The 26,606-nt window shown below is 71.0% G+C and carries 23 protein-coding genes and 1 pseudogene; 14 read left to right on the top strand and 10 right to left on the bottom strand.

Annotated features, from left to right (window positions below; translation table 11 throughout):
• Positions 1-3: 3 nt before the first annotated feature.
• The gene (locus OG381_RS02230; RefSeq protein WP_327714366.1) at positions 4-1,686 is read right to left on the bottom strand and encodes a cellulose-binding protein; all 1,683 of its coding nucleotides are present in this window, start codon (positions 1,684-1,686) and stop codon (positions 4-6) included.
• A gap of 857 nt (positions 1,687-2,543) precedes the next feature.
• On the bottom strand, positions 2,544-3,113 hold the full coding sequence (locus tag OG381_RS02225) for an Rv1733c family protein (protein WP_327714365.1): 570 nt from the start codon (positions 3,111-3,113) through the stop codon (positions 2,544-2,546).
• Between the two features lie 303 nt (positions 3,114-3,416).
• Here OG381_RS02225 and OG381_RS02220 point away from each other — a divergent pair, with 303 nt between their 5' ends.
• Positions 3,417-4,418, top strand: a complete 1,002-nt coding sequence (locus OG381_RS02220; protein WP_327714364.1) for an Acg family FMN-binding oxidoreductase — start codon at positions 3,417-3,419, stop codon at positions 4,416-4,418.
• On the opposite strand, the gene OG381_RS49560 is transcribed toward OG381_RS02220, so the two are convergent.
• Both OG381_RS49560 and OG381_RS02215 read right to left on the bottom strand, forming a co-directional pair.
• The gene (locus tag OG381_RS49560; RefSeq protein WP_443062021.1) at positions 4,343-4,624 is read right to left on the bottom strand and encodes a hypothetical protein; all 282 of its coding nucleotides are present in this window, start codon (positions 4,622-4,624) and stop codon (positions 4,343-4,345) included. The genes OG381_RS02220 and OG381_RS49560 overlap by 76 nt on opposite strands.
• Positions 4,594-4,827 (bottom strand): hypothetical protein, encoded by a 234-nt coding sequence (locus OG381_RS02215; RefSeq protein WP_443062077.1) that lies wholly within the window; start codon positions 4,825-4,827, stop codon positions 4,594-4,596. The genes OG381_RS49560 and OG381_RS02215 overlap by 31 nt, the downstream gene beginning before the upstream one ends.
• Before the next feature lie 261 nt (positions 4,828-5,088).
• On the opposite strand from OG381_RS02215, the gene OG381_RS02210 reads away from it, so the two are divergent.
• The 7 genes from OG381_RS02210 to gap all read left to right on the top strand — a co-directional run bounded on the left by OG381_RS02210 (position 5,089) and on the right by gap (position 12,956).
• Positions 5,089-6,159, top strand: a complete 1,071-nt coding sequence (locus OG381_RS02210; protein ID WP_327714363.1) for a zinc-dependent alcohol dehydrogenase family protein — start codon at positions 5,089-5,091, stop codon at positions 6,157-6,159.
• Positions 6,160-6,179: 20 nt separating this feature from the next.
• Positions 6,180-6,860, top strand: coding sequence for a helix-turn-helix domain-containing protein (locus tag OG381_RS02205; protein ID WP_327714362.1), 681 nt, complete (start codon positions 6,180-6,182; stop codon positions 6,858-6,860).
• A 162-nt stretch (positions 6,861-7,022) separates the two neighbouring features.
• The gene (locus OG381_RS02200; protein WP_327714361.1) at positions 7,023-7,460 is read left to right on the top strand and encodes a pyridoxamine 5'-phosphate oxidase family protein; all 438 of its coding nucleotides are present in this window, start codon (positions 7,023-7,025) and stop codon (positions 7,458-7,460) included.
• 74 nt (positions 7,461-7,534) lie between these two features.
• Positions 7,535-8,350 carry a universal stress protein gene (locus OG381_RS02195; RefSeq protein ID WP_327714360.1) on the top strand — a complete coding sequence of 272 codons (816 nt, stop codon included), beginning with the start codon at positions 7,535-7,537 and terminating at the stop codon, positions 8,348-8,350.
• 128 nt (positions 8,351-8,478) lie between these two features.
• On the top strand, positions 8,479-10,866 hold the full coding sequence (locus OG381_RS02190; RefSeq protein ID WP_327714359.1) for a phosphoketolase family protein: 2,388 nt from the start codon (positions 8,479-8,481) through the stop codon (positions 10,864-10,866).
• Between the two features lie 140 nt (positions 10,867-11,006).
• Entirely contained in the window at positions 11,007-11,630 is a 624-nt protein-coding gene (locus OG381_RS02185) for a hypothetical protein (protein WP_327714358.1), read from the top strand.
• A gap of 297 nt (positions 11,631-11,927) precedes the next feature.
• A complete protein-coding gene (gene gap / locus OG381_RS02180; RefSeq protein ID WP_327714357.1) occupies positions 11,928-12,956 on the top strand; it encodes a type I glyceraldehyde-3-phosphate dehydrogenase in 1,029 nt (342 codons plus the stop codon).
• 947 nt (positions 12,957-13,903) lie between these two features.
• Here the strand turns inward: gap and OG381_RS02175 are convergent.
• The 3 genes and pseudogenes from OG381_RS02175 to OG381_RS02165 form a co-directional block, all read right to left on the bottom strand.
• Positions 13,904-13,966: pseudogene (locus tag OG381_RS02175) on the bottom strand (2-oxoacid:acceptor oxidoreductase family protein); the annotation flags it as partial.
• Positions 13,967-14,079: 113 nt separating this feature from the next.
• Positions 14,080-14,973, bottom strand: coding sequence for a universal stress protein (locus OG381_RS02170; RefSeq protein ID WP_327714356.1), 894 nt, complete (start codon positions 14,971-14,973; stop codon positions 14,080-14,082).
• A complete protein-coding gene (locus tag OG381_RS02165; RefSeq protein WP_327714355.1) occupies positions 14,933-15,604 on the bottom strand; it encodes a hypothetical protein in 672 nt (223 codons plus the stop codon). The genes OG381_RS02170 and OG381_RS02165 overlap by 41 nt, the downstream gene beginning before the upstream one ends.
• Before the next feature lie 175 nt (positions 15,605-15,779).
• Here OG381_RS02165 and OG381_RS02160 point away from each other — a divergent pair, with 175 nt between their 5' ends.
• The 6 genes from OG381_RS02160 (at position 15,780) to OG381_RS02135 (ending at position 22,301) form a co-directional block, all read left to right on the top strand.
• A complete protein-coding gene (locus OG381_RS02160; protein WP_327714354.1) occupies positions 15,780-16,553 on the top strand; it encodes a CBS domain-containing protein in 774 nt (257 codons plus the stop codon).
• A 141-nt stretch (positions 16,554-16,694) separates the two neighbouring features.
• Positions 16,695-18,116: an MBL fold metallo-hydrolase gene (locus OG381_RS02155; protein WP_327714353.1), complete on the top strand. Its 1,422-nt coding sequence runs from the start codon at positions 16,695-16,697 to the stop codon at positions 18,114-18,116.
• Positions 18,117-18,238: 122 nt separating this feature from the next.
• Complete coding sequence (locus OG381_RS02150; RefSeq protein WP_327714352.1) at positions 18,239-18,436, top strand: hypothetical protein; 198 nt, start codon at positions 18,239-18,241, stop codon at positions 18,434-18,436.
• Between the two features lie 123 nt (positions 18,437-18,559).
• Positions 18,560-19,435, top strand: coding sequence for a universal stress protein (locus tag OG381_RS02145; protein ID WP_327714351.1), 876 nt, complete (start codon positions 18,560-18,562; stop codon positions 19,433-19,435).
• A 126-nt stretch (positions 19,436-19,561) separates the two neighbouring features.
• Positions 19,562-20,449: a universal stress protein gene (locus OG381_RS02140; protein ID WP_327714350.1), complete on the top strand. Its 888-nt coding sequence runs from the start codon at positions 19,562-19,564 to the stop codon at positions 20,447-20,449.
• A 115-nt stretch (positions 20,450-20,564) separates the two neighbouring features.
• The gene (locus OG381_RS02135; protein WP_327714349.1) at positions 20,565-22,301 is read left to right on the top strand and encodes a sensor histidine kinase; all 1,737 of its coding nucleotides are present in this window, start codon (positions 20,565-20,567) and stop codon (positions 22,299-22,301) included.
• 56 nt (positions 22,302-22,357) lie between these two features.
• On the opposite strand, the gene OG381_RS02130 is transcribed toward OG381_RS02135, so the two are convergent.
• The 3 genes from OG381_RS02130 to OG381_RS02120 are packed head-to-tail and all read right to left on the bottom strand — an operon-like array spanning position 22,358 to position 26,399.
• Entirely contained in the window at positions 22,358-23,014 is a 657-nt protein-coding gene (locus OG381_RS02130; protein ID WP_327714348.1) for a potassium channel family protein, read from the bottom strand.
• The gene (locus tag OG381_RS02125; protein WP_327714347.1) at positions 23,011-23,670 is read right to left on the bottom strand and encodes a potassium channel family protein; all 660 of its coding nucleotides are present in this window, start codon (positions 23,668-23,670) and stop codon (positions 23,011-23,013) included. Before OG381_RS02125 ends, OG381_RS02130 begins: the two co-directional genes overlap by 4 nt.
• Entirely contained in the window at positions 23,667-26,399 is a 2,733-nt protein-coding gene (locus OG381_RS02120; protein WP_327714346.1) for a cation-translocating P-type ATPase, read from the bottom strand. Before OG381_RS02120 ends, OG381_RS02125 begins: the two co-directional genes overlap by 4 nt.
• Between the last annotated feature and the right edge of the window lie 207 nt (positions 26,400-26,606).

Here is a 26,606-nt window from a genome sequence, read left to right as displayed (position 1 = left end):
TTCTCACCTCCCGTGCAGACCCCTGCGGCGACGTCCGCGAAGTACCAGCACGCCGCCGGCGGCAATGACCAGCAGGCCACCGAGGGCGCTGTACGTGACAACAGCGTTGCTCGCCCCGGTGGAAGCCAGGTCGCCGGATGTGCTGCTCGGGGTCGCCTGGCTGACGAGTGCGCCGATCCCCCCCTGCGCACGGGTGCCGGTCGTGCCGGGGGCGGAGGCAACCGGCGTGACGGCGGTCGGTGTGGGGGCGGGCGTCGGGTTGTCAGCGCTGGTGGTCCCCGACGCGGGCTTCAGCTGAAGAGTCGTGATCGAGTACGGCGGCAGCTTCTGTGCGCCTGCCGTGCCCCGCTTCGCCGTCGTCAGGGCGGTGTCTCCCTTGGCATACGAAACGGTGGTGACCGTCCCTGCGGCCGGGGTGAATCCGGCGTACGAGAGCGACACCTGCGCCGCGTTCTTCGGGCTCTTGTTGATCAGCATGACGTTCAGACCGCCCTTGCTGCTCCGCACCGCGTGCACGGCGACCGACGAGTTGCGCGAGGACGACTTGACCATGGTGTCGCCAGGCTTCGCCAGTGCGGTCAGTGAGCGGATGCCCCAGTAGGTGGGGAAGGGCGTGTCGCGCGGCGGTTGGCACTTCCCCCCGGCGCAGGTTCCGGCGGAGAGAATGCCCCCGTCCTGGTAGTCGGTCTGGCCGTTGACGGTGGTGGGTGCCTGGTCCGTGCCGTTGTGCAGGTTCCACCAGTCCACGTGGGTGGCGCCTTGCTCGAACCAGGTCATGTAGGTGTCCGGCGCGAACAGGGCTGCGGCCTGGCTGGTCAGGGCGGGTGAGAATGTGGCGTCGGTCTCGGTGACCGCGATCTCCACCGAAGCAGCGCGCGAGCCCGCGTACTTGGCGATCAGCGAGCGCAGCGAGGACCTTACACCGGTGATCCGGGAGGGGGTCTTCAGCAGGTCGGCCGTGGTTTTGCCGCCCGGATACCAGTGGACGATGACGAAGTCGATCGAGCGTCCCGCGATGGAGAGAACCGTGTTGTTCCAGTCGGCGGTGTCACCGGGAGCCTTCTCCGCATCCGGCCAGTAGCCCGGGGTGGTGAGCACCGCTCCGATCTTCACCTTCGGGTCCACGGCCTTCATCGCCTTCGCGTAGGCGACCAGGTTCTTCCCGTACTCCTTCGGGCTCTTGTCGGCGTGCGTGTCGGTTTCCCAGCCCTTGCCGTTGCCGTAGTGCCCGTTGCCGTAGACCTCGTTGCCGATCTCCCAGTACTTCACGCCGTAACCCTTTTCGACGTTGGCGTACTTGACCCAGTCGGCGGCCTCCTGGGGGGTGCCGGAACCGTAGTTCGCGGTCAGGATCGGCTGGGCGCCGACCTTCTTCGCGGTGGCCATGAAGCTGTCGAAGTCGGTGTTGGGTACGATCCAGCCGCCGTTGCCCATGGTGTGGGTCTTCCAGTGGAAGTCGTCCGCGCCGGAGCCGCCGGGATAGCGAAGCTGCCGAACTCCCGCGCCCTTCATCAGCGATGTCACCTTGGCGTCCCCCATGCGGTCGTCGCCGACGCCCACGTTGAGGCCGGCACCACTGCTGGGCACCGTGCCCAAGGAGGTACCGGCATCCACGCTGATGCCGACGGTCGCCGCGGCGCCCGCGCTGGGCGCCAGGGCGCCGACACCGGCCGAGGTGGCGAGCACCGCCACCGCTCCCGCGACAAAGCGGAGGCGCATCCGGCTGCGGCGGGGCGTGCGCCCCCGAGGCATCGGCTGCTCGGCGGATCTCGGGTCTTCTGATGACACGTAATGCTCCGATCGGGTGGTGACACAGAGGGCGTAGCACCGCTGACCACGGCTCGCCCTCGTCGGTACACGCCTAAGTGGCCACCCAGAGCGGAAAGGTTGCCGATTCAATTAGCCTTTTTTGCCGAGACGCGGTCACACGGTCTCACCGGACCCGGTGATCCCGTGCCCCGGTGACACGCCCGGGCACCCTTTCCACCTCGACGGCGCGAACCATCACAGGCTTCCGGCCGCACACCGCCCCGCGGTGGCCGAGCGGCTGAAGCCGCACAGGAAGAATCCTCCGGCGGCCGGAGGTTCTCACCGAGACGGAGCGCCTCCGACTCAAGGCCGTTCTGGTCCACTGCCCGGAACTGAACGCACTCGCCGGCCACGTCCGCTCCTTCGGCCAATTGCTCACCGAGGGTCAGGGCGAACGGCTGCCGCAGTGGCTCGATGCCGTCCGGCGAGACGACCTCCCCGGCCTCCATACGCTTGCCGCGGGCATCGATCGTGACCGCGATGCAGTCATTGCCCGTCTCACCCTGCCCTGGAACTCCTGGGTCGTCGAAGGACACGTCAACCGGAGCAAGATGCTCAAACGCCAGATGTTCGGCCGGGCCGGTTTTCCTCGCCCGCCCCTGGCGATCGCCGTACGAGGCAACCTCGACGGCCGGGTCATCGGTGTCGAGCCGGGCCGGAGTTCGCCGAGTAAGTGTCCATCCAGGCCGCAACTCAGCTGGCGGACCCCCCTTCGAGGACGGTCTGCCGATGCGTCAGCTCGTCTTGTGCCCCCACTGCGGACCGACCAGGTCCCACTCGCTGCCCCACTCGCCGATGCGCCGCCGGTCGAGGCACCACCGTGTCACGCCCCAGGCGCCGACCACCAGGCCGGTTACGGCGAGAGCGGCCCCGGTACCCAGGAGGCCCGCTTCGACGGCGGCGGTTTCCCGGCTCGGAGGCGCGGTGACCAGGGAGCCCTGAGCATTGGTCCAGATCGTGACGCGGGCCCCGGCGTTCTTCCCGCTGCCCACCAGCGTCGTGCCGGTGTGGACGGAACCGTCGTAACCGGTCCAGCGAACCTCCGCCCTGGTGCGGTAGCTGTTCGATGCGGCCGCAGGGGTGTTCGTGAGGAGGACAGCGTCTACGGCGGTCCGCTCGGCCCGCTGCCGCGCGAAGACGCGGTCGGCCGCCAGCGCAGCCACCGCACCCGCCAGCGTGCCGCCCACCGCGACCAGTGCGCAGACTGCCAGGACGAGCCATGCCTCGAGTACATCGATGCGTCGGCGCAACGGGTTGCTCCGCCACCTCCAGAACCACCTCTTCGTACGCCTTCCGGTACGCATCGGTCTGCCTCCCTCGTCGTGGTCACTGCGAGGAAGATGACAGGCGGGAGCACACCTCGCCATGGGCCGATCAGGGTGTCTCGTGGGGCCGATCGGGGGCAAGTCCATTAAGGGAGGGGCCGTTCAACCCCCGTGGAGCCGGGGGCGTAGGAGCATGACGACGCACCGCACGGGTCGCGTTGGCCGACCGTGGCCTGTCCGGCCACCCACACAGGACCATCGGCCCCTGACTCGGCCCGCCCCCCGCTCCCACCCTTGAAGGACATCGGCACTTGCCCGAAGTCCGTACGGGAGGAGGGCACCATGCGCACCGCGCCCCTCGACGCCGCGACCCTGGAAGCCTGCATTTCGGCAGCCGTGGCCGCGCCCTCGTTCTTCAACACCCAGCCGTGGCGCTACCGACTGGACCCCGAGGCCGTCGCCTTCGAGGTGCGCGCCGCACCGGAGCGGAGCCTGCGCCACGCGGATCCGTTTGCCCGCGCCCTGCACCTGTCGGTAGGCGCGTCCGTCTTCAATCTCCGTGTCGCGGTGTCCCACTTCGGCTGGTCACCGGTCGTGCGACTGCTGCCGCGCCCCGAGGACACGAACCTGCTGGCCATCGTCCGGCTCACGGGATCCCGCAGCTCACATCCACCGGGGCACCGTGGGGACCTCTATCCGATGATCTGGCGCAGGCACAGCAGCCGCTTCCCCTTCTCCGGACGGCCGCTGCCGCAGAACGCGCGCGTCGAACTCGCCGAGTCGGCCCACATGGAGGGAGCTTCCCTCGCCTTTCCCACGGCGGAGGAGACAGCCCGCACGCTCCGCGTGGCCACGGAAGCCGAGCAGCGCAACCGTGTCGACGCCGACCGCGGTACGGAAAGCCGTCGCTGGGTGCACAAGGACCTGGACGCTCACGCTGACATCGGTCTCCCGCAGGATGTCCTCGGTCCGCAGGACGCGCGTGAACGGCTGCCCATGCGGGACTTCACCGCGCAACGGCATCCCGAGCGGTTGCCCGCCCAGGACTTCGAGACCAACCCCGCTATCGGTCTGTTGACCACTGCGCACGACCGCCGTGCCGACTGGCTGCGCGCCGGTCAGGCGCTGGAACACGTCCTGCTGGTGGCCACGGCACACGGCCTGCGCACCTCTCTGGTGCACCAGCCGATGGAGTGGCCCGACCTGCGGCAGGCCCTGAGCCCCGATGCCGATGGCACCGGGTACGCACAGATGCTGATCCGCCTCGGCTACGGCCCGGAGGGCGCGGCCACGCCGCGGCGCGCTCCGCACGCGGTGCTCGACATGACGGAGCCCGACGAATGACCCGTTCCCTCGGACGGTGACGGAAACATGGCGGCGGTGACGTGCTCGACGGGGAGACCGACCAGATCCGGGGGCAGGTCGGAATGGATCTCGAAGACGTTGGTCAGGAACGTGCTCCGGAGGATCCGCGCGAAGCGGTGGCTGTCGGAGACCAGCCGGAGACGGCCGTGCCGCGTCAGTACCCGGTTCCGTACCCGGCACAGCACACGCAGCCCGGTGCAGTCGATGAAGGACACCGGACGCAGGTCCAGCAGCAGATCGGGCACGGGCCGGCGGTGAGGGTGTCGAGGCGGACCGAGAGCGGCGGTGCCGCGAGGATGTCGATCTCGCCCTGCAGTTCCACCACGGTCGTACCGCTGATGGCGCGCTCCGGGGGACGGGGCGTGTGCCTGCTCTGGTTCTCGGCCATGGATACAGCGAAGCCGGACGTCGGGCCGCGCGGTAGGGCCGGTTGGCCCGTCAGTACGGGGTCGTCGGGTGCCGTGGCGGGCTCCACCAGGGCCGAAGGGTCCCGTCGGGGCGGCAGATGGGGACAGATGGCCCAAGCGGAGCCCGACTGAGTGGGTCACGCTGGAGCCGAGGGGCTAGAACGACACCGCACCCCCGTCGCGGCTGGGCCGTCCGCAGGGCGGCACGCCGCGCAACCGCCAGAGCACAGGGAGGAACGGCCATGAAGGGTTTCGTCTTCCACGGCCCGGGACAGTCCGCCTGGGAGGAGGTCCCCGACCCCGGAAACAAGGACCCCACAGACGCGATCGTGCGCGTGGACGCGGTCACCATCTGCGGTACGGACCTGCACATCCTCAAGGGCGATGTGCCCGAGGTGCGTCCCGGCACGGTGCTGGGGCATGAAGCGGTCGGTGAGGTCGTCGAGACCGGCAGTGACGTGCGCACCGTGCGTCCGGGCGACCGGGTGCTGGTCTCCTGCATCACTGCCTGCGGCCGCTGCCGGTTCTGCCGGGAGGCCACCTACGGCCAGTGCCAGGGCGGCGGAGGCTGGATCCTCGGCCACCTGATCGACGGCACGCAGGCCGAGTACGTGCGGGTGCCGTACGCCGACCTCTCCGTGCACCCGCTGCCCGCCGCGGTCGGCAGCGAGGACGCCGTGCTGCTGGCGGACATCTTCCCGACCGCCTACGAGGTGGGTGTCCTCAACGGGCGCGTCCGGCCCGGCGACACGGTCGCCATCGTCGGGGCGGGTCCCGTCGGACTCGCCGCGATCGCCACGGCCCGGCTGTACTCACCCGAGCGCATCGTCGCGGTGGATCTGGCCGACTCCCGGCTCGACGCTGCCCGGCGCCTCGGCGCCGACGCCGTGGCCCGTGCCGGAGAAGCCCCCGAGCAACTGATCGCCGATCTCACCGACGGGCTCGGCGCCGACGTGGTCATCGAGGCCGTCGGTGTGCCGGAGACCTTCGAGATGTGCACCCGCATGGTGCGCCCCGGCGGCCACGTCGCCAACGTCGGCGTCCACGGCAAACCGGCGACCCTGCACCTCGAAGACCTGTGGATCAAGAACGTGACGATCACCACCGGACTGGTCGACACCTCCTCCACACCGACCCTGCTGCGCATGCTGGCCGCCGGCCGGCTGCCCACCTCGTCGCTGGTCACCCACACCTTCCCGCTGGAACACATGGCGGAGGCCTACGACGTCTTCGCCCGCGCCGCGGACACCGGCGCCCTGAAGGTGGTGCTCGGCGGGCAGCGGCACGACGCCCTGGCCGTCCCGGCGGCCTGACAGCGAGGAGGCGAGGGACCGTGGACGAGCACCCATCAGTGCCCACGGCGCACCCGCCGACGGGACCCGCGCGCACTGATTTCGGGCGCCGCCTCGTACAGCGCCGTACGGAACTCGGCCTGACCCTGCGGGAGACGGCCGACCGGGCGGGTATGTCCGTCAACTACCTGAAGTACGTGGAGAAATCTCCCGCCGCCGCCCCGGGCCGGAACGTTCTGCTCCAGCTCGCCGGCGCTCTGGAGACTACTGTCACGGCGCTCACCGGCGGCGACACGATCAGCCCGCCCGGCCGTGGGCGGGCTGCCGGCAATCCCGAGCTGACCGAGCTCGACACCGAGCAGTGCTGGAGCCGGCTGGGCACGCACGGTGTGGGCCGGGTGGCGTCGGCCACCGCGGAGGGGCCGATGATCCTGCCCGTCAACTACACCGTCGTCGACGGAGCGATCACGTTCCGGACCGCCGCCGACTCCGCACCCGCACACGTCGTGGGCGAGCAGGTCGCCTTCGAGGTCGACCACATCGACGAGACGTTCGGCCGCGGCTGGAGCGTCCTGGTGCGCGGTCGCGCCCGGGGCGTGACCCGTCCGGAGACCCTGCGCCGCCTCGCGAACCAGGCGCACAGCGAGCCCTGGGCGGGTGGCCGCCGCGATGTGTGGGTGTGGGTCGACGTCGTCGGTATCTCGGGCCGCGCGATCACGTAGCACCGCGGACCGAACGGCCGCACGGAGGCCCGGTCGGGCCATGGCGGTACGCGCTTCCGGGGCTGCTCTCCGGGAGGGCAGGGCCCGATGGCCCCTCTGTGGGGGCAGCTGCCCCGTCGAGGATGGGACGCGTATAGGTGCACTTGGTGAAAGGCGGTGGCCATGTACCCCAACGACGGGTTCCGCGAACTCGACCGGCACGAGTGCCTGAGCCTGTTGGCGAGGCCGCGGATCGGCCGCATCGTGCACACCCGCGAGGCCCTGCCCGCTGTCCTTCCGGTCAACTTCGGCCTCGACGACGGCGCTGTGGTGCTGCGGACGTCGGCGGCATCAGAGCTGGTCCGCGCGATCGACGGCGTGGTCGTCGCCTTCGAGGCGGACGAGGTCGACGCCGACGCGCAGTCCGGCTGGAGCGTGGTCGTCACCGGCCGGGCCACCGTGGTGACCGATCCGGCGGAGCACGAACGGCTGCGCCGGGTGGGGCCGCGCTCCTGGGCGCCCTCGCCCAGGGAGGTCTTCGTACGCATCGAACCCGAACTGGTCACCGGGCGCGAACTGGTTGGCGGACGCACGCTGTACGGCGCGGATCTGCCGGCCTGATCGGCGACGGCGGCATCACATATGAACAGCACTTTTCGAAGATCAGAGCGGAGCAGCGACATGACACCCAGCACGTGGTCGTCGGAGTGGACGGCTCACTGATCGCCGTGCGCGCGCTGGACCGCGCTGCGGACGAGGCCCTGTCCCGCGGGGCCACGCTGCGCATCGTCTTCGCCGTGCCCGACCGTGACGAGGCCGGACCGGTCCTGGCCGCGGCCGCCGCCCGGATCCGTGCCCGCCATCCGGGGCTGCCGGTCGTGACCGCGGTGTCGGAGGCCGGTGCGGTGGAGGCGCTGGTGCGGGAGAGCGAGGGCGCGATACTCACCGTGGTCGGCAACCGCGGGCTCGGCGGGTTCACCGGGCTGCTCCTGGGCTCGGTGAGCCTGCACCTCGCGGCGCACACCCGCAGCCCGCTGCTGGTCGTCCGCGGCGATCACCCGTGTGACGGCGGCCGGGACGTGCTGCTGGGGTTGTCGGGCGACGCCGACGAGGTCGCCGCGGCCCACGCCTTCCAGGAGGCCGAGCGGCGCGGTGCCCGACTGCGCGTCCTGCACACCTGGATCCACCGGCGCGTCACACCCGAACTGCCCTCGCTGGTGCCCGCGACCAGCCTCGGCCGGCGCGAACTGGCCCAGGTCGACACCGCAGAGAGGGCCATACCGCGCTTCAGCATGGCTCTGCTGCACGAGCGGTACCCGGAGGTCGAGGTCGAGGCCCGCACGGTCCGCAGCGGCGCGGCGTACGCGCTGCCGGAGGCCACCCGTGAGGCCGGCCCCGTCGTGATCGGTGTCCACGACCACGCCGGCCGGTCGCGCCCGAGCCTGGGCCCGGTTCCCCACGCCCTGTTGCACCGTTCCCACTGCCCGGTCCTGCTGGTGCCGAACGGCTGACCGTCCGACCGGGACCCAGGGGATGGCCCGGTCGGCCCTGTCGGGTACCCGGCGGGCGGGCGCAGGGTGAACAGACGCATCCCGGCATGCGCCCTCGACCCCGAATCCCGCCCCGGAAAGGACCCGACATGTCTGTCGACACACCGCAGGCGTCCACCGCCGAGCTCACGGACGAGGAACTCAAGGCGCTGGACGCCCACTGGCGTGCCGCGAACTACCTGGCGGTCGGCCAGATCTACCTGATGGCGAATCCGCTGCTGACCGAGCCGCTGCGCCCGGAGCACATCAAGCCGCGGCTACTGGGCCACTGGGGCACCTCACCCGGTCTGAATCTCGTGCACACCCACCTCAACCGAGTCGTCAAGGCCCGTGGCCAGGATGCCTTGTGCATCTGGGGCCCGGGCCACGGGGGCCCCGCCGTGCTCGCCAACTCCTGGCTGGAGGGCTCGTACAGCGAGACCTACCCGGACGTCTCGCGGGACGCGCAGGGCATGGCCCGTCTGTTCAAGCAGTTCTCGTTCCCCGGTGGTGTGCCGAGCCATGTCGCCCCGGAGACGCCGGGCTCGATCCACGAGGGCGGTGAGCTCGGCTACTCGCTGTCCCACGCCTATGGCGCCGCGCTCGACAACCCGGACCTGCTCGTCGCCTGTGTGATCGGCGACGGCGAGGCGGAGACCGGTCCGCTGGCCGCTTCCTGGCACTCGAACAAGTTCCTCGATCCGGTGCACGACGGTGCCGTCCTGCCGATCCTCCACCTGAACGGATACAAGATCGCCAATCCGGCGGTGCTGGCCCGGCTCCCCGAGTCCGAACTCGACGCGCTGCTGCGGGGATACGGCCATTCCCCGATCCATGTCACCGGCGACGACCCGATGACCGTGCACCGGGCGATGGCCGCCGCGATGGACGATGCCCTGGAACGGATCGCGGCCATCCAGAGCTCCGCCCGTGAGGGCGGCGTCAGCGAACGCCCTCACTGGCCGGTGATCGTGTTGCGCACGCCGAAGGGCTGGACCGGCCCGGCCGAGGTCGACGGCCTGCCCGTGGAGGGCACCTGGCGCTCCCACCAGGTCCCGCTGTCCGCGGTCCGCGACAACCCGGAGCACCTGCGCCAGCTGGAGCAGTGGCTGCACTCGTACAAACCGGAGGAACTCTTCGACGAGCACGGCCGCCCCCGCGAGCAGGTGCTGGCCTGCATCCCCGAAGGAGCCCGACGCCTGGGCGCCACCCCGCACGCCAACGGCGGGCTGCTGCTGCGTGAGCTGCCGCTGCCGCCGCTGGAGCGGTTCGCCGTCCCCGTCGACAAGCCCGGCGCGACCCTGCATGAACCGACCCGCGTCCTCGGCGATCTGCTGGAACACGTCATGCGCCACACCAGCCACCGGCGGGACTTCCGGATCGTCGGCCCCGACGAGACCGCCTCCAATCGCCTCCAGGCCGTTTTCGACGCCAGCGGCAAGGCCTGGCAGGCCCAACTGCTCCCGGTCGACGAGCACCTGGAACGCCACGGCCGGGTGATGGAGATCCTCTCCGAACACACCTGCCAGGGCTGGCTGGAGGGCTACCTCCTCACGGGCCGGCACGGACTGTTCTCCTGCTACGAGGCGTTCGTCCACATCGTCGACTCGATGGTCAACCAGCACATCAAGTGGCTGCGCGTGACACGCAAGCTGCCCTGGCGCGCCCCTATCGCCTCCCTCAACTACCTGCTGACCTCGCACGTCTGGCGCCAGGACCACAACGGCTTCTCCCATCAGGACCCTGGCTTCGTCGACCACATCCTCAACAAGAGTCCCGAAGTGGTGCGCGTCTACTTCCCGCCGGACGCCAACACTCTGCTGTCGGTGGCGGATCACGCGCTGCGCAGCCGCGACTACGTCAACGTGATCGTCGCCGGCAAACAGCCCAGCTACGACTGGCTGTCGATGGAACAGGCCAAGGTCCACTGCGCCCGCGGCGCCGGGATCTGGGACTGGGCCGGCACCGAGGACGGCACCCGGGATCCGGATGTCGTACTGGCCTGTGCGGGTGACGTTCCGACCCAGGAGGTACTGGCGGCCGCCCAGTTGCTCCGCCTCCACCTGCCGCAGCTGGCGGTACGCGTCGTCAACGTGGTCGACATCGCCCGGCTCTTCCCGAGCGAGGAACACCCGCACGGGATGAGCGACTTCGAGTACGACGGCCTGTTCACGCCTGACAAGCCGGTGATCTTCGCCTACCACGGCTACCCGTGGCTGATCCACCGCCTGGCCTACCGCCGCACCGGCCACAAGAACCTGCACGTGCGCGGCTACAAGGAGATCGGCACCACGACCACCCCGTTCGACATGGTCGTCCGCAACGACCTCGACCGCTATCGCCTGGTCATGGACGTCATCGACCGCGTTCCCGGACTCGCCGTGCGCGCCGCTGCCGTACGCCAGTCGATGGAGGATGCCCGGCTGCGCCACCACGCCTGGATCCGCGAGCACGGTACGGATCTGCCAGAGGTGGCGGACTGGACCTGGAACGGCTGAACGGGCCGTCAAGCAGGGCCGGTCGGCCCCACGGTCAGGGGCTCGCAGCCCCTCCGGTCCGGGGCGTGGAAGCGGGACATTGATGACGCGACGACAGACATCGTGAACCCGCGCGTGATCCTCTGGAAGGGATGAGCACCATGGCAGTTCAAGACCACTCGCACCGGCACCTGGGATTCCACCTCCCGTCCCGGCACAGGACCGGGACCGCTGCGGCGACGGCCGACACCACGACCGCCGCGACGACCGCCACCCGTGCGTACGTCTTCGCCGGGCTGCGGCTGCTGACCGGGTTCGTCTTCCTGTGGGCCTTCCTGGACAAGACGTTCGGGTTCGGTTACGCGACCGGTTCCGGCAAGGGCTGGATCGACGGCGGATCGCCGACCAAGGGCTTCCTCAGCGGGGTCGCGGCCGGTCCGATGGAGTCGACGTTCCACGACTGGGCCGGGGCAGCCTGGGCGGACTGGCTGTTCATGCTCGGCCTCCTCGGTGTCGGTGTGGCGCTGATGCTGGGCATCGGCCTGCGGCTGGCCGCCGTGGCGGGCACGCTCATGATGGCGCTGATGTGGATCGCCGAGTGGCCGCCGGCCAAGCACCTGTCCGACGGGTCGCTGAGCATGTCGACCAACCCGTTCGCCGACTACCACCTCGTCTACGCCGTCGTCCTGATCGCCCTCGCGGCCGCGGGCGCCGGCGCCACCTGGGGACTGGGCAAGGCCTGGGCGCGGCTGCCCGTAGTGAGCCGCAACCGCTGGCTGATCTGACCGGTACACCCTCCGGGTGCGGGGCACCACCGCGGTGACGCGGTGGTGCCCCGCTTTCGCGTGCGACGGCGTCAGCGCCGAAGGGCCTTGGCCTTCGGGCCGTTCCCGGGAACGGGTCGGGTCGCGGTCGGAGCCCGGTCCCGGCAACCCGATCCGGGTCCAACTGTGTGCCGACCCGGCTCGCCGGGTGGGCCGAACGTCCCTGAACCGGCCCCCGTGCGGCCCATGCCGCACCCCGTGACCGGCCAGCAGGCTGGGAGCGTAACCGGACACGGATCGATCGGGAGGGCGACGGACATGAGTGTGCGCGTGGGGATCAACGGATTCGGCCGCATCGGACGCAATTACCTGCGGCTCGTGCTGGAGCGCGCAGAGGCCTCCGCCGGGACACCGGTGGAGGTCGTGGCGGTCAACGACATCACCTCGCCGGCGGCGCTGGCGCATCTGCTGACCTACGACTCGACGTACGGCCGCATCGGCCGCACCGTCGAGCACGACGAGAGCTCCCTCACGGTGGACGGTCACCGCATCGCGGTGACCGCCGAGCGCGACCCGGCCGCGCTGGCCTGGGGCGAGCTCGGTGTGGACGTCGTCATCGAGTCCACCGGCCTGTTCCGGACCCGGGAGCAGGCAGGGGCGCACCTGAAGGCGGGAGCGCGCAAGGTGCTGCTGTCCGTGCCGGGCAAGGACGTCGATGCCACGGTCGTGATGGGTGTCAACGAGGAGACGTACGACCCGCAGAGCCACCACGTGGTCTCCAACGCCTCCTGCACGACCAACTGTGTGGCGCCGATGGTGAAGGTTCTCGACGAGGCCTTCGGTATCGACAAGGGTCTGATGACCACCATCCACGGCTACACCAACGACCAGGTGGTCCTGGACGGGCCGCACAAGGACCCGCGCCGCGGCCGCACCGCCGCCGTCAACATCATCCCCACCAGCACCGGCGCGGCCCGTGCCGTCGGTCTGGTCCTGCCGGAGCTGGCCGGCACGCTGGACGGCATCGCGGTCCGTGTGCCCGTCGAGGACGGCTCGCTGACCGACCTCACCCTGGTACTGAATCGGGCCGTGACCGCGGACGAGGTCAACGCCGCGTTCCGCGAGGCCGCCGACGGTCCGCTGAAGGGCATCCTGCGCGTCTCCGACGCCCCGATCGTCTCCCGCGACATCATCGGCGACCCCGCCTCCTGCGTCCTGGACGCCCCGCTGACCCAGGTGCACGGCAACCTGGTCAAGGTCTTCGGCTGGTACGACAACGAGTGGGGCTACACCAACCGCCTGCTCGACCTCACCGAGTACGTCGCCGCCCGGCTGACGCAGCTCTGACGGGCGACGGCGATCCTCGACTGCGGCAGCCGGGCAAGGCCCATGACGCAGCGGTCCGAACTGCTCCGCGGAGCAATGAAGTTGAGCAGCCCGGGAGGCGGTCGCGCCGCTCTGCCGAGGCGGGTGCCGGCCTGGCGGGAGGGGCCGAACGGCCACTCGGCTCACACGGCACGTTCACCACGTCCGGCGCACTCCCAGGGCCCGGCCTTGCGCGTCTTGACGCGCGGGCCGGGCCAGGGCGATCCGACAGGAGGCAGGCACATGGGAGGCGCCATGGACGGGCCCGCCCCGCATGAACGGTTGTGACACGAAGCCGCGCCGCCCCCAAGCGTGCCCGAGCCCGTCATACGGCCCGATGCCTTGATGATCCGGGACGCGACGCTGCTGCACCAGGTGAATGTCTTCGAGGGGCTTCGACCCGGCGGGACGACTTTGACCAACTTCCCATGCGGGCCGACGACTTGGGGCTGCAGACGTTCACCGGGCCGGTTCTCACGGTCGCCCGCCACCGCACTCGCCCTGTGCCACGTCGGCCGGCCGGTGCCCACTGCTGTCCTGCTCGTCGGTTTCCTCGGGCGGCATCTCTGCGCGCCGAGGGCCGCACGGACATCCGCGGAGAGCCGTACAGAACCGTACGGGAGTCGGGCGCCAGCACCAGCCAAATCGTGCCGGCGATGAAGGCTCCCGGCAGCACCACATCCAGTGACCGCGTCCCCAGCAACACCACGGGCCCCCGGGCACGACGCGCTGGAGCCTGCCCGCGGTGATCAGCCGTGGCGCTGCTGTTGGGCGTGACGATGGTGCTGCCGATCGGCGGCGCCGACACGCCGGTGGCCGCCTTGCTGAACACCTTCACGGGCTTGGCGGCCGCGATGGCAGGCCTCGTGCTCGAGGAGACCGCGGATCGGCCGCTCGTCGATCCGGCAGAACGCCATGACCGGCGCCCCGGTCCGCTCCGAGCCGCAACTCGGAAACGCCTGCGCGTGGCGGCCCTCCAGAAAGGCTGCCACCGACAACAGTTCGGCGGCCGTGACGGCGCGCTGGCCGCCGCGGCCGTGGATGCGTACCTGGAACCACGGCACCCTCCTCCCGAACGAGTCTTTGTCCCGTGGTACCGCGTGGATCACTCGTGCGGGATGATGGCGACCGGGCAGTGGACGTGGTGCATCACCGCGTGGGCGATCGGTCCGGTGTGCATGCCGATCCTCGCCGGGCGGAGCTTGCGGCCGACGACCAGCAGTCCGGCGTCCTGCGTGGCCTCCAACAGCTGCTGAGCCGGACGCCCCTCCTCGACCACTTCTCGGACCTCGACCGCGGGGTATTTCTCCCGCCACGGCCCGAGCAGCGCGCCGAGCGTGCGCTCGGCGGCCCGGCGTACGTCCCTGCGCGCCTTGGCCTCCAGCGCCGTGGGCACGTAGGGCAGGCGCCAGGCGTAGACCACCGTCAGCGGAGCCGAGCGCAGGCGTGCGCTCTCGAAGGCGAAGGCCAGCAACTCCTCGCACGGAGACGCCGGGTCCACCCCGATCACGACCCCGCGGTACGGCGTGCGCGCCGAGGCGTGGCCCTCGGCGTCGGGCACGTGCTCGTCCTCGAGTGTCTGGTGCGCCCGTACGAGCACGACGGGGCGTGTCGCATGGGCCACCGTCGACAGGGCGACCGAGCCGGCCATGAACCCGCCGAATCCGCTGAACGCACGGCTGCCCAGGACCAGCAGCTCGGACTCGTCCCCCGCTGCGACCAGGGCGTCGGCCGCGGGCCGGGAAATCTGGTCCGCGCTCAGATAGACCTGCGGATAGCTTTCGTTGAGCCGGTCCATGGCGCCGCGCAGGATCCGTCGCGCCCAGTAGCGCGGCGCCTCCAGTTCGGGCAGCTCCGACTCGTCGGGCGACGTACCGCCCACCCACGCGTGCACCAGACGCAGCGGCAGGCCGCGCCTCAACGCCTCTCGCGCCGCCCAGTCTGCGGCGGCGAGACTCTCACGCGAACCGTCCAGCCCTACGACAACGGGGCGCAGCACGGCCGTCACCTCCCCGGATCGGTGCCCGCACGCTTCTGTACGGGTCCCTTCGGTACCAGAATCCTCTCGGGGTACCGTCACCGGCAGAGGCCGAAGCGGCCTCGGGCCGGGGCCGAACGACCCTCTTCTGCGTGGGTGCGCGACAAGACGACGCGGTCCGTCGGATCAGCGTGAACCAGGTCGTCTTGGCGTCGTCGGCGGGACGTACGCCTCCGCTGTCGGCCAGGTTGCCGGTGTCAGGGACGATGGACAGACAGCAGCAGGTGACGAGTTGGTCGGGGACGTCCGGATCGGTGACACAGCCCGCCCAGGGCTGCATCAGCCGACGGGGCCGCATACCGGTCTTGGTCGGCGCGTGCGCGGCCGAGCACAACCGGCCCATGACGGCGGTGGCTTCCAGACCCCGCTCATCACGCCGCCGATCAGCACCCCGATCGGTCCGGTGCCAGGGGGATGAGGGCGGACCAGTCGCCTCCCGCTCCGCGCGCTTGCGGTCGCTGATGTCCATCCCGTCCAGTTCGAGTCCCGCTCCCATGCGCCGCACCTTGCCGTTGGCGGCGTCGCCGTTGACGAGCTTGATGGCCTCGGTGTCGTCGACGACGACGAACACGGCGACCGGTGCCGTTTCCAACAGCCTCGGTACCGCTCCTCGGCTGCTCCCGACCCGCACGGCCCTGGACCGAGCGTCGGCGCAGCAGCAGAAGCGGACCGATCGGAACCCCGATCAGGGCCACTCGGCCCATGTCGCAGGCCTGTCCGTGTCCGACTCTGAAGGTGTCGCGGGATCCGAGCCCCGGGAGGACGCCATGCACGACACCGCGCATCTCGTGAGCGATGTGATGACCCGCACCGTCGTCGCCCTCGGCCGGGGAGCGACGTTCAAGGACGTCGTCAGGACCATGCACCAGTGGAAGGTCAGTGCCCTTCCCGTGTTGGAGAGCGGCAACCGCGTCGTCGGAGTCGTCTCCGAGGCCGACCTGCTGGCCAAGGAGGAGTTCCGGGGCGACGTGCCGGACCTGTACACCCGGTTGTGGCGCCTGGCCGAACTGGCCAAGGCCGGCGCGGTGACCGCCGAGGAGCTGATGACCGGCCCGGCGATCACCGTGGCGCCGGACGCGTCGCTCGCGCGGGCCGCGCGGATCATGGCGCGGAACAGGGTGAAGCGACTGCCCGTGGTGGACGGGGACGGAGTGCTGAAGGGCATCGTCAGCAGGTCCGATCTGCTCAAGGTCTTCCTGCGGAACGACAAGGACATCGCCGAGGAAGTCCGGCGCGAGGTCGTCGACCTGCTGTTCCCCGCACCCCCCGAACCGGTCCGGGTGGAGGTGCACGACGGCGTGGTGAAGCTGACCGGACGGATCAGGGACACCGCGCTCGTGCCCGTAGCCGCCCGGCTGGCGCACGCAATCGAGGGCGTGGTGGACGTGGACTGCGCGCTGACCGGCCGGCCCCGCCATCCTGACCTCGACCCGGACCTGCCGGACGAGGAGACCGCCGTGAGGCCTTCCGGAGCCGCTGACAGCGACGGAGCCCGGGCAGCAGAGGCGGGAAGGGCCCTACCCGCTTCTCGCGGATCCTGATTGCGCGGTGCACGGCCGCCGGCCGCTTCTCCGCGTCGTTCCGGGTCCCTTCCCGACACCTCCAGCACACCACACCGGCGGCGAGCCCGCCAGGGCCGAACGGCCCCGGAAACCTGCTGCGGAAGGCGAGGAGGAGACGTCATGACCGTCAACCGACCGGACCTCGCGCCGCTCCGGCCCGCGCTGCTCACCTTCCTGGGCGGGGCGGGCAGCGTCACCGGGAGCAAGTTCCTCGTCGAGACCGACCACGCCCGAGTCCTCGTCGACTGCGGGCTCTTCCAGGGTCTGGCGGACCTGCGCAGGCGTAACTGGCGGAAGCTGCCCTGCGACGGTGATGACATCGAGGCGGTCGTCGTCACCCACGCCCACCTGGACCACTGCGGATACCTGCCCCGGCTGGTGCGGCACGGCTTCCGGGGACGGATAGTGACCACCGAGTTCAGCGCCCGGCTCATGGAGATCGTGCTCAGGGACAGCGCCAAGCTGCAGATGGAGGCCGCCCAGCACGCCGATGAGCACGGCTGGTCCAAACACCGCCCGGCCCAGCCCCTCTACGATGACTCGGACGTTGACCGCACCCTGAAACTCCTCGACCCCGTACCGACCGGCGCGACGGTCGACATCGCCACCGGCACCACGGTCACGCTGCACTCCGCCGGACACATCCTCGGATCGGCCTGGGCCCGGCTCACCCTGGAGGACGGCCACACCCTCGCCGTCAGCGGCGACCTCGGGCGCCCCGGCCATCCGCTACTGCGCCCACCGGAGCCGTTCTCCGGGGCGGACGTGCTGCTCATGGAGTCGACCTACGGCAACCGGCACCACGAGGAGGACGCGGCACGCGCCCACTTCGCGAGCGTGCTCACCCGCACCCTGGCCCGCGGCGGCACCGTCGTCATCCCGGCGTTCGCCCTCGACCGTACCGAGGTCGTCCTGCACGAACTCGCCGAGCTGCGCCGCAAGGGCGGCCTGTCGGCCGCCGTACCGGTGTACGTCGACAGTCCCATGGCGCTGGCTGCTCTCGACGTCTACCGCGACGCCGTTCTTTCCCGGGCCCCCGAACTGCGTCCCGAGGTCGCGGCCGCCGGCCTGGGCGCGCTGAGCCCCGAGCCATTCCTGGCGGCCCGCTCCATCCAGGAGTCCGTCGACATCAGCCGGGCCGGCGGGCCGGCCGTCATCGTGTCGGCGTCCGGCATGGCCACCGGTGGTCGTGTCCTGCACCATCTGCGGCGACTGCTGCCCGACCCGCGCAACGCCGTGGTCGTGGTGGGCTTCGCGGCACAGGGCACCAGGGCCCGCGACCTCGTCGACGGCGCCAAGGCGCTGAAGATGTTCGGCGAGTACGTCCCGGTGCGCGCCCAGGTGGCCGACGTACCGCACTTCTCGGCCCATGCCGACGCCGGCCAGATCATCGACTGGCTGCGGCACGCTCCGGCACCCCACACCACCTACCTCGTGCACGGCGAGCCCGATGCGGCAGCCGCGCTGCGCGACCGCATCGACCACACGCTGGGCTGGAGCGCCGTCGTCCCACGTTCCGGGGAACACGTTCTCGTGCGGTGACCCCGGTCCCGCGCAAGGGCCGTATGCGGCCCGTGTTCGGGCCGGTCGGCTCAAGCGCCCCTCCTCGTAACGGAGTTGGCTGGTGGTGAGGGGAAGGACCCCGACCCGAGGGGGCGAGGACGGTGGGCACGAGCCTGACACCGGAGTTCTGGGAGCGATTCGCGATTCTTCTCGTCGCGGCCATGGGCGTGACCATCGTCCTCACCGCGGCGCTCGACGCGCTCGCCGTGCGGTTGCTGAGCCGGCGCGCGGGCCGGACACCGTCACCCACGCGGCCTCGTCCGACGACCACGGACCACCGCACGATCGTCCACAGCTGAGGGCCATACGTCCCGGACAAGGGCCGAACCGCCCCTGCACGAGTGCCGCATGGCGTGCCACGGTGAGGGTGACCCCTCCCTGCTGCTCGATGCGCAGCAATCCGACGAAAGGCGGTGGGGACAATGGAACTGCCCCTGGTCGTGGGCGTCGACGGATCGGAACCGAGCCTCGCGGCGGTCGACTGGGCGGTGGACGAAGCCGCGCGGCTCGGCCTGCCGCTGCGGCTGGTCAGCGCCTCGAAGTGGGAACGGTACGAGGGCCCCGCACTCCCGGGCGACCTGGAGCGATCCTCCGGGCGGGTACTCATGGAGAACATCCTCGGAGCCGCGATGGAACGCGCCCGGCGCCGCAACCCGGAAGTGCAGGCGACCGGCGAGGTACTCGGCGACGAGGCGGTGGACGCGCTGCTGCGCGAAGGCCACAACGCCTCGCTCCTGGTGACGGGATCCCGCGGCCGTGGCGAGGTGACGGGCCTGTTGCTGGGTTCGGTGAGCCTGGCCGTGGCGGCACGGGCGCACTGCCCCGTGGTCGTGGTCCGGGGCGACAAGGCGGGCCTCACCGGCTCGCACGAACGGATCCTGTTGGGCGTGGGCGACCACGCCACGGGCGACGAGGCGGTGCGGTTCGCCTTTCGTGAGGCCGAGGCCCGCGCGTGCGCCCTGGACGTCGTACGCGCATGGCGCTGCCCCGCCCACGAGACCGCCGATCATCCCCTGCTCGCCGGAGAGCCGGCGCACCAGCACGAGGAGGAGGCCTCCGCCGTCCTCGATGCCCTGCTCGCTCATGCCGTGGACGAACACCCCGACGTCCTGGTCCGCCGTGCCACCGCTGAAGGACCGGCCCGCAAGGTGCTCCTGCAGCGCTCCGCCGCGGCGGACCTCGTGATCATCGGGGCCAGGCGCCGGCACGGCCACTACGGCCTCCAACTGGGTCCGGTGGGACATACGTTGCTGCACCACGCGGAGTGCCCGGTCGCGGTCGCACCCGCACGCGGCTGAGGAGGTGCGGTGCGCCCGGAGCAGTCCCCGACGCCGGGCCCATCGGCGGATCGGGGGGACCAATGGGGCCTCCTGCCGCGGCCACCGGGGACGCGAGAGTGGGGGCACTTCACCAAGGAGGCTCCCATGTCCCGTAACGTCACTGTCGGCCTCGACGGTTCACCCGAGAGCATCGCGGCCGCCGACTGGGCCGCCCACGAGGCCTCGCTCATGGCGGTTCCCCTGCGTCTCGTGCACGCCGGGGACCAACCACCGCACTCCTACGTGCCGTTCGCCGAAGAGGCTGTGCCGACGCCCGGTGCGGACCGGGGCGCGCACCTGCTCCGCGAGGTCCAGGTGTCCCTCGCCCGACGTCACCCTGGTCTGCGCGTCACGTCGGAACGGCTCGCCGGACGCCCGGCGGTGGCCCTGGTGACGGCAGCGCGGGAGGCAGATCTGCTGGTGCTCGGCTCACGCGGGCTGGGCCGGACCGCCGGATACCTGCTCGGTTCCGTGGCCTCCGCGGTGCTGGCGCGGGCCACGCGGCCGGTGGTTCTCGTACGCGCGGGAACCGGCGCGGCTGACGAGCGCCGGCCCGATACCCGAGGTACCGCGTCCGGCGGCGGTGCCGGTCGGGACGTCGTCCTCGGGCTCGAACTGCACGACCTGCCCGCCGACGCCCTTCTCGAGTTCGCTTTCGAGTCCGCCGCACGCCGTTCAGCCGCCCTGCGGATCGCGCACGGCTGGAAGCCGGAGCCGCACGCGGCGGCGCATAGAGACCGTGCGGCGCGGACGGAGGAGACGGTGACCGAGGCGCTGCGCCCGTGGCAGGAGAAGTTCCCCGGTGTCAAGGTGACGGAAGGGACTGTGATCGGCTCGGCCGGCCCGCACCTCGTCGACTCCTCCCACGAGGCCTCACTGGTCGTCGTGGGCCGCAAAAACCGTCCTGCCCTGGTCGGGCCGCACATCGGCCCGGTGACTCACCAGGTGCTCCAGGGCTCGGCCGCACCGGTCGCAGTCGTGCCCCTCGACTGATGACGCAGCCGTGCGCCCACCGCTCGTCGTGCCCTTTTGCGCGCCGGAGCGGTAGCGTGGCAGATGCCTGCGATGGTCCGGCGGGTGAGCGTCTGGGGGACGTGGAGGAGCGCTGGTGGGCACCACCGAGCAGTCCCACGAGATCCGGGTGAAGTTGCCGCAGCTGAGGCTCGACGAGCTGCTGGAGGAGCTGCAGGCACGCCTCGACGCGGCCCGCGGTACCCGCGACCGGGTGCACAGCCTTCTGGAGGCGGTGCTCTCGGTAGGCAGGGAGCTCGACCTGGAACAGGCGCTGCGCAGCATCGTGGAGGCAGCCGCGGTACTCGTCGACGCCGAGTACGCGGCCCTGGGCGTCATCGGCCCCGATGGCGAGCGGCTGTCGGAGTTCCTCACCGTCGGCATGAGTGAGGAACAAATCGCGAAGATCGGCCACTATCCGGAGGGCCACGGCATCCTGGGCGAGTTGATCAGCCGTCCCGAGCCGCTGCGCCTGGCGAAGATCTCCCAGCACCGTGCCTCGTACGGTTTCCCTGCCAACCACCCACCGATGAACAGCTTCGTCGGCGTCCCGATCCGGGTGCGCGACCAGGTCTTCGGCAATCTGTACCTCACCGAGAAAGGGGGCGGGATCCAGTTCGACGAGGAGGACGAGGCGGTCCTGTCGACCCTGGCCGTGGCGGCGGGCGTGGCGATCGACAACGCGCGGCTGTACGAGGAGTCCCGGCTGCGCGAGCGCTGGCTCCAGGCGAACGCGGAGATCACCTACAGCCTGATGTCAGGAGGCGGCCAGACCGAAGTCCTCCGTCTGATCGCCGACCGGGCCCGGGAGATCACGGGCGCGGCCCTGGCCATGGTGGCGATGCCGATGGAAGGCACCGACTCGCTGTCCGTGGAACTCGCCGTCGGTGCGGACGCGGAGCGGCACCGCGGTGTGGTGCTGCCGGTGCAAGGCAGTCTGATCGGCGAGGCCTTCGCCACCGCCGCTCCGGTCACCAGCGCAGACGCCTCCCACGATGAGCGGGTCTCCGCGAGTTCTCAGCGCTTCGCCGGGCTGGGCCCCGGTGCCGCCGTGCCGATCGGGACGGGCGACGGCGTCCGCGGTGTCGTTCTGCTGGTGCGGGAGCTGGGGCACACGGTGTTCACGGCGAAGGAGATCGAACCCTTGCGGGGCTTCGCAGCTCAGGCGGCCGTCGCGATGGAGCTGGCGGAGCGGCGCCAGGACGCCGAGCAGCTCGCCATTCTCACGGACCATGACCGGATCGCCCGTGACCTGCATGATCTGGCCATCCAGCGGTTGTTCGCGACCGGCATGACGCTGCAGAGCGTGGGACGCCTCATCGAGCATCGTGAGGCCGCCGAGCGGGTGATGCGCGCGGTGGACGACCTGGACGAAACGATCAAGATCATCAGGTCGACCATCTTCGGCCTGCGCTCGCGCCAGGGAGGTGGCGCATCCGGGCTGCGGGCCCGCGTCATGCGGGCGACCGGAGAGGCGGCCTCGGTGCTGGGCTTCGCTCCCAGCGTCCGTATGGCGGGGCTGGTCGACACCGACGTCCCGCGGCAGATCGCCGACCATGTGGTGGCCGTCCTCTCCGAAGCGCTGACCAACGTCGCCCGGCACGCCCGGGCCTCTCGAGCGGACGTCGTCCTGGAGGCGGAGGGGCATGAGGTCCGGCTGACGATCTCCGACGACGGCGTGGGCGTCCCGGCCGACGGCCGCCGCAGTGGCCTGCGGAACATGGCAGAGCGGGCCGAGCAAAAAGGCGGGGAACTGGATCTGAACTGTCCTGCGGAGGGCGGCACCACGCTGGTCTGGCGGACGCCGACGGGGAGCGGCGAGCGCCTGCCCTGACAGTTCCTGCACCCCCTGAGCGTGGCCGGTCGGCGCATGTCCACGCACCGGTGTGTTCACTGGAAGGCCGCGTGGACCTCACTCTCTGTCGCCGCGTGGGAGACCACGAGCAGTTCGTCGCCCTCTTGCAGCCGGCGGTCCGGAACCGGGGCCAGGGGTTCGCCGCCGCGCACGACGCTGACCACCACGATGCCCGGCGGGACACCGAGTTCCGCGAGGGTCCGGCCTGCCGCGCGGGACTGCGCGGTGATGCTCGTCTCGATCACGTTGACGCCCGCCTTGCTCAGGCGGAGCAGAGCCACGGTGTCGGTGGCGCTGGTCGCCTCCTCGATCAGGGAGATGAGGGGCGCGGCGGCCGGTACGGCGGTGTCCACACCCCAGTGGTGCGTGAACAGCCAGGCGTTCTCCTCGTCGTTGACCCGTGCGATGACCCGGGCGACCTTGAACTGCCGTTTGGCGAGCAGACTGATGACCAGGTTGTCCTCGTCCTCGCCGGTGGTGGCGACGACGAGATCGGCGGTGTGGGCGCCCGCGTTCTCCAGGACACTCGGTTCGCAGGCATCACCGATGCGAAGATCGGCGGCGACAGCGCCCCGGAGTCCGGCGACGCGGGCGTCGTCCTGGTCCACGAGCGTGACCTGGTTGCGGGCGGCGCTCAGGACCTGTGCGATCTGGGTGCCGAGCCGGCCGGCTCCGGCGACGATGACCTTCATGTCCCGAGCTCCTTGTCCAGGAATCCGCGCAGGCGGCCCAGTGCGTCGGCCGCGACGGCGAAGGTGACGAGGTCGTCCGACTCGGCCGGGGTGTGGGGCGAGGGCAGGAACGACCGGCCGCCGCGCGTCACCTCGACGACCCGGATCTCGCCGTCCACCTCCAAGTCGCCCAGGCGTCTGCCGGCGAGATACAGGGGCAGCCGGGAGCGCAGGAGCAGGGTTTCGCCGTTGCCGAAGTCGAGGTCCGGGGTGAGGTGACGGTGCAACAGCATCTGGTGCAACTGGTGTACGGTCCAGCGCACGCTGGCAATCGTCTGGATGCCCAGCTCGCGGTAGATGTCGGCGCGTCGCGGGTCGTAAATGCGGGCCAGCACGATCGGCACCCGATAGGTCTCCTTCGCGGTGCGGGCGCTGACGATGTTGGTGTTGTCGCCCGAGGTGACGGCGACGAACGCGTCGGCCAGTTCGATTCCGGCGGCCTCGAGCAGCGTGCGGCTGAAGCCGTTGCCGTGCAGGACCTGCCCCGAGAAGCCGGCCGGCAGCAGCCGCCGGGTCCTGGGGTCGCGGTCGATGACACGCACGTCGTGTCCTTCGCTGACCAGTTGTACGGCGAGCGCGGAACCCACTCGGCCGCAGCCCACCACGATGACCCTCATCCTGCCACCTCCTTCTCTTTGTCGACGGGGGCCGGCGCACGGCGCACCCACCACTTGCGGGCCTCCTCCGCGGCCAGCAGCAGCACGCCGAAGCCGACCACGACCGCCCAGTCGGCGGGCGCGAGGGGAGCCGTGTGGAACACCTCCTGGAGCCAAGGTGTGTAACTGATGGCGGCCATCAGACCGATACCGAAGCAACCGGCCGCGAGCAGCCGGGGGTTGGAGAACAGTCCGACGGTGAACACGCTCTGCCGGTCGGTCCGCACGGCGAGCGCGTTGAAGAACTGGCCCACCACGATTGCGGCCTGGGTGAGGGTGATCGCCTTGCGGTAGGCGGGGTCGTCGGCGGTGAAGTCGTCGTACGGGATCCCCGCGGAGTGCACCTGCCAGAAGAACACGGTGCACACGCCGACGGACATCACCGTGCCCAGGAAGAGGAACCGGCGGACCAGCTCGGCGGAGAACAGCCGCTCGCGGCGTGAGCGCGGCGGGCGGTCCATGGTGTCCGGCTCGGGCGGTTCGGCCCCGAGCGCCAGCGCCGGCAGCACGTCGGAGCCGAGGTCGATGGCGAGGATCTGCACGGCGGTCAGCGGCACCAGGGGGAAGCCGACGAAGGCCGCCGCGATGATCGGGGCGAGCTCGGCGATGTTGTGGCTGAAGAGGTAGGTGAGGAACTTGCGAATGTTGCGGTAGACGGACCGGCCGAGCTCCACCGCCGCGGTGATGGAGGCGAACGAGTCGTCGAGGAGCACCATCCCGGACGCCTCGCGGGCGACGTCCGTACCGCTGGCCCCCATGGACACACCGATGTCGGCGTGTTTGAGCGCGGGCGCGTCGTTGGCCCCGTCCCCGGTGACCGCGACGACCTCGCCGCGAGCCTGCAGGGCGGCGACGACGCGCATCTTGTGCTCGGGACTGACCCGGCACAGCAGCACCTGCCCCGGGGCCGCGAGCAGCGCGTCGAGGGCGGGCGGGTCCATCGCGTCCAGCCCGGCTCCTGTCACCACGGTGGGGGAGGGGCCGGTCACAATACCGACTCGGCGGGCGATCGCCTCCGCCGTCAAAGGGTGGTCCCCGGTCAGCATCACGATCCGGATGCCGGCCCGCCGGCAGGCGCTCACGGCCTCGGAGACCTCCGGCCTCGGCGGGTCGAGCATGCCGACCAGCCCCAGGAACGTCAGGCCGGACTCGGCCTGCGCCGCGTCCGCGGGCGCGGTCGTCACGGGGCGTACGGCGATGCCGAGAACGCGCAGTCCTCGCCTGGCCATGGAGTCATTGGCGTCCGCCACCGCCCGCCGCAGCTCATCGGTGAGTGGCAGCTCGGCCCCGTCAGAGCGGACGTGTGCGCACCGGACGAGCAGCTCCTGCGGCGCGCCCTTGACGCACACGACGTCACCCCCGGGCATCCGGTGGACGGTGCTCATCAGCTTCCGTACGGGGTCGAAGGGGAATTCCCCGATCCGCGGGGCGGCCTCCTTCTCGACGGACGTGTCCAGGCCTGCCTTGGCCGCCGCGACCAGGAGCGCCCCCTCGGTGGTGTCCCCCAGCACCCGCCAGCCGTCGGCCCCGGAAGGCGGCACCAGCCGGGCGTCCGTGCACAGCAACGCCGCCCGCAGCAGCTCGCGGACGGCATCGCGCCCGGCCACCTCGCCGACCGGGGCGTATCCCACGCCGGAGACCTCGTGCCACGTGCCGTCGCCCCAGATCCGGGTGACGGTCATCTCGGCCTGGGTGAGGGTGCCGGTCTTGTCCGTGCAGATGACGGTGGTGGAGCCGAGGGCCTCCACGGCCAGCAGTCGTTTCACGAGTGCCCGGCGGCGGGCCATGCGCCGCACGCCGATGGCCAGCGACACCGACAGAGTCGCCGGCAGCCCTTCGGGAACCATCGCGACCATGATGCCGAGCGCGAAGACGAACGCCGACACCAGCGGCTGCCCCGTCTCCAGGCGCAGCACGAACATGCCCGCCCCGATCGCCACGGCCAGCCCCGAGACGCGCCGCGCCATGACGGCCACCTCGCGCTGCAGCGGCGTCTTCTGCAGCGGGGCCGCGTCGGTAAGGCGGAAGATCCTGCCGAACTCCGTGGCCGCTCCGGTGGCGTACACGACGGCCCTGCCGGAGCCGGACACCACCGTGGTGCCCATGAAGACGCAGTTGCGGGAGTCCAGCGCGGTGGCCGCGCCGGTCGGCTCCGAGACGCGGCCGACGGCCGAACTCTCCCCGGTCAGCGGCGCGTTGTTCACCGCCAGAGCATGGGCCTCGACGACCCGGCAGTCCGCGGGCACCGCGTCCCCGGCCTCCAGGACGACGATGTCGCCGGGGACCAGCGCGCCCGACGGCAGCTCCAGTCGCTCCCCGTCCCGCAGTACCCGGCAGGTGTGCGGCACCATGGCCTGCAGCGTCTGCGCGGTCCGCTCGGCGGAGTACTCCTGGACGAAGCCGATCACCGCGTTCAGGATCACGACGCCCAGGATCGCGAAGGCCAGCTGCAGGTTTCCCGCGTCGTGCGGATCCTGAAGGGTGTAGGCGAGGAACGTCAGCGCCGACGCGGCGATCAGGACGATCGCGAACAGATCGGTGAACTGGGCCATGAAGCGCCGCCCCAGCCCCTTGCGGCGGGGGCGCGGCAGTTCGTTGGGGCCGTCCCGCCCGCGCCGGACGTCCGCTTCCCGGGAGGACAGCCCGCGTGAGGAGGTGTCGAACGCGCCGAGCGCCTCGTCCGGGCGCAAACGCTGTACCGGTGCGGCCGATGCCGCCGGTCGCGCGTGGCCGGGCGTAGCACTCGCGGTGAGGTGATGTGGCACCGGACCCCCAGACTGTCCGTCGGCTCTCCGCCCGGGGGCGGGCAGAAGAGGGGACGGGTCGCGGGACACGACGGAACGTGCGGGGTGGGCTCCCTTCGTCGGCATGTTTCGGGTCAGGTGGTGGAGGTCGCC

The organism is Streptomyces sp. NBC_00490, from assembly GCF_036013645.1.
GTDB classification, from domain to species: Bacteria; Actinomycetota; Actinomycetes; order Streptomycetales; family Streptomycetaceae; genus Streptomyces; species Streptomyces canus_F.
The sequence above is the reverse complement of the archived record's forward strand: the minus strand, read 5'-3'. Positions and strand labels throughout refer to the sequence as shown.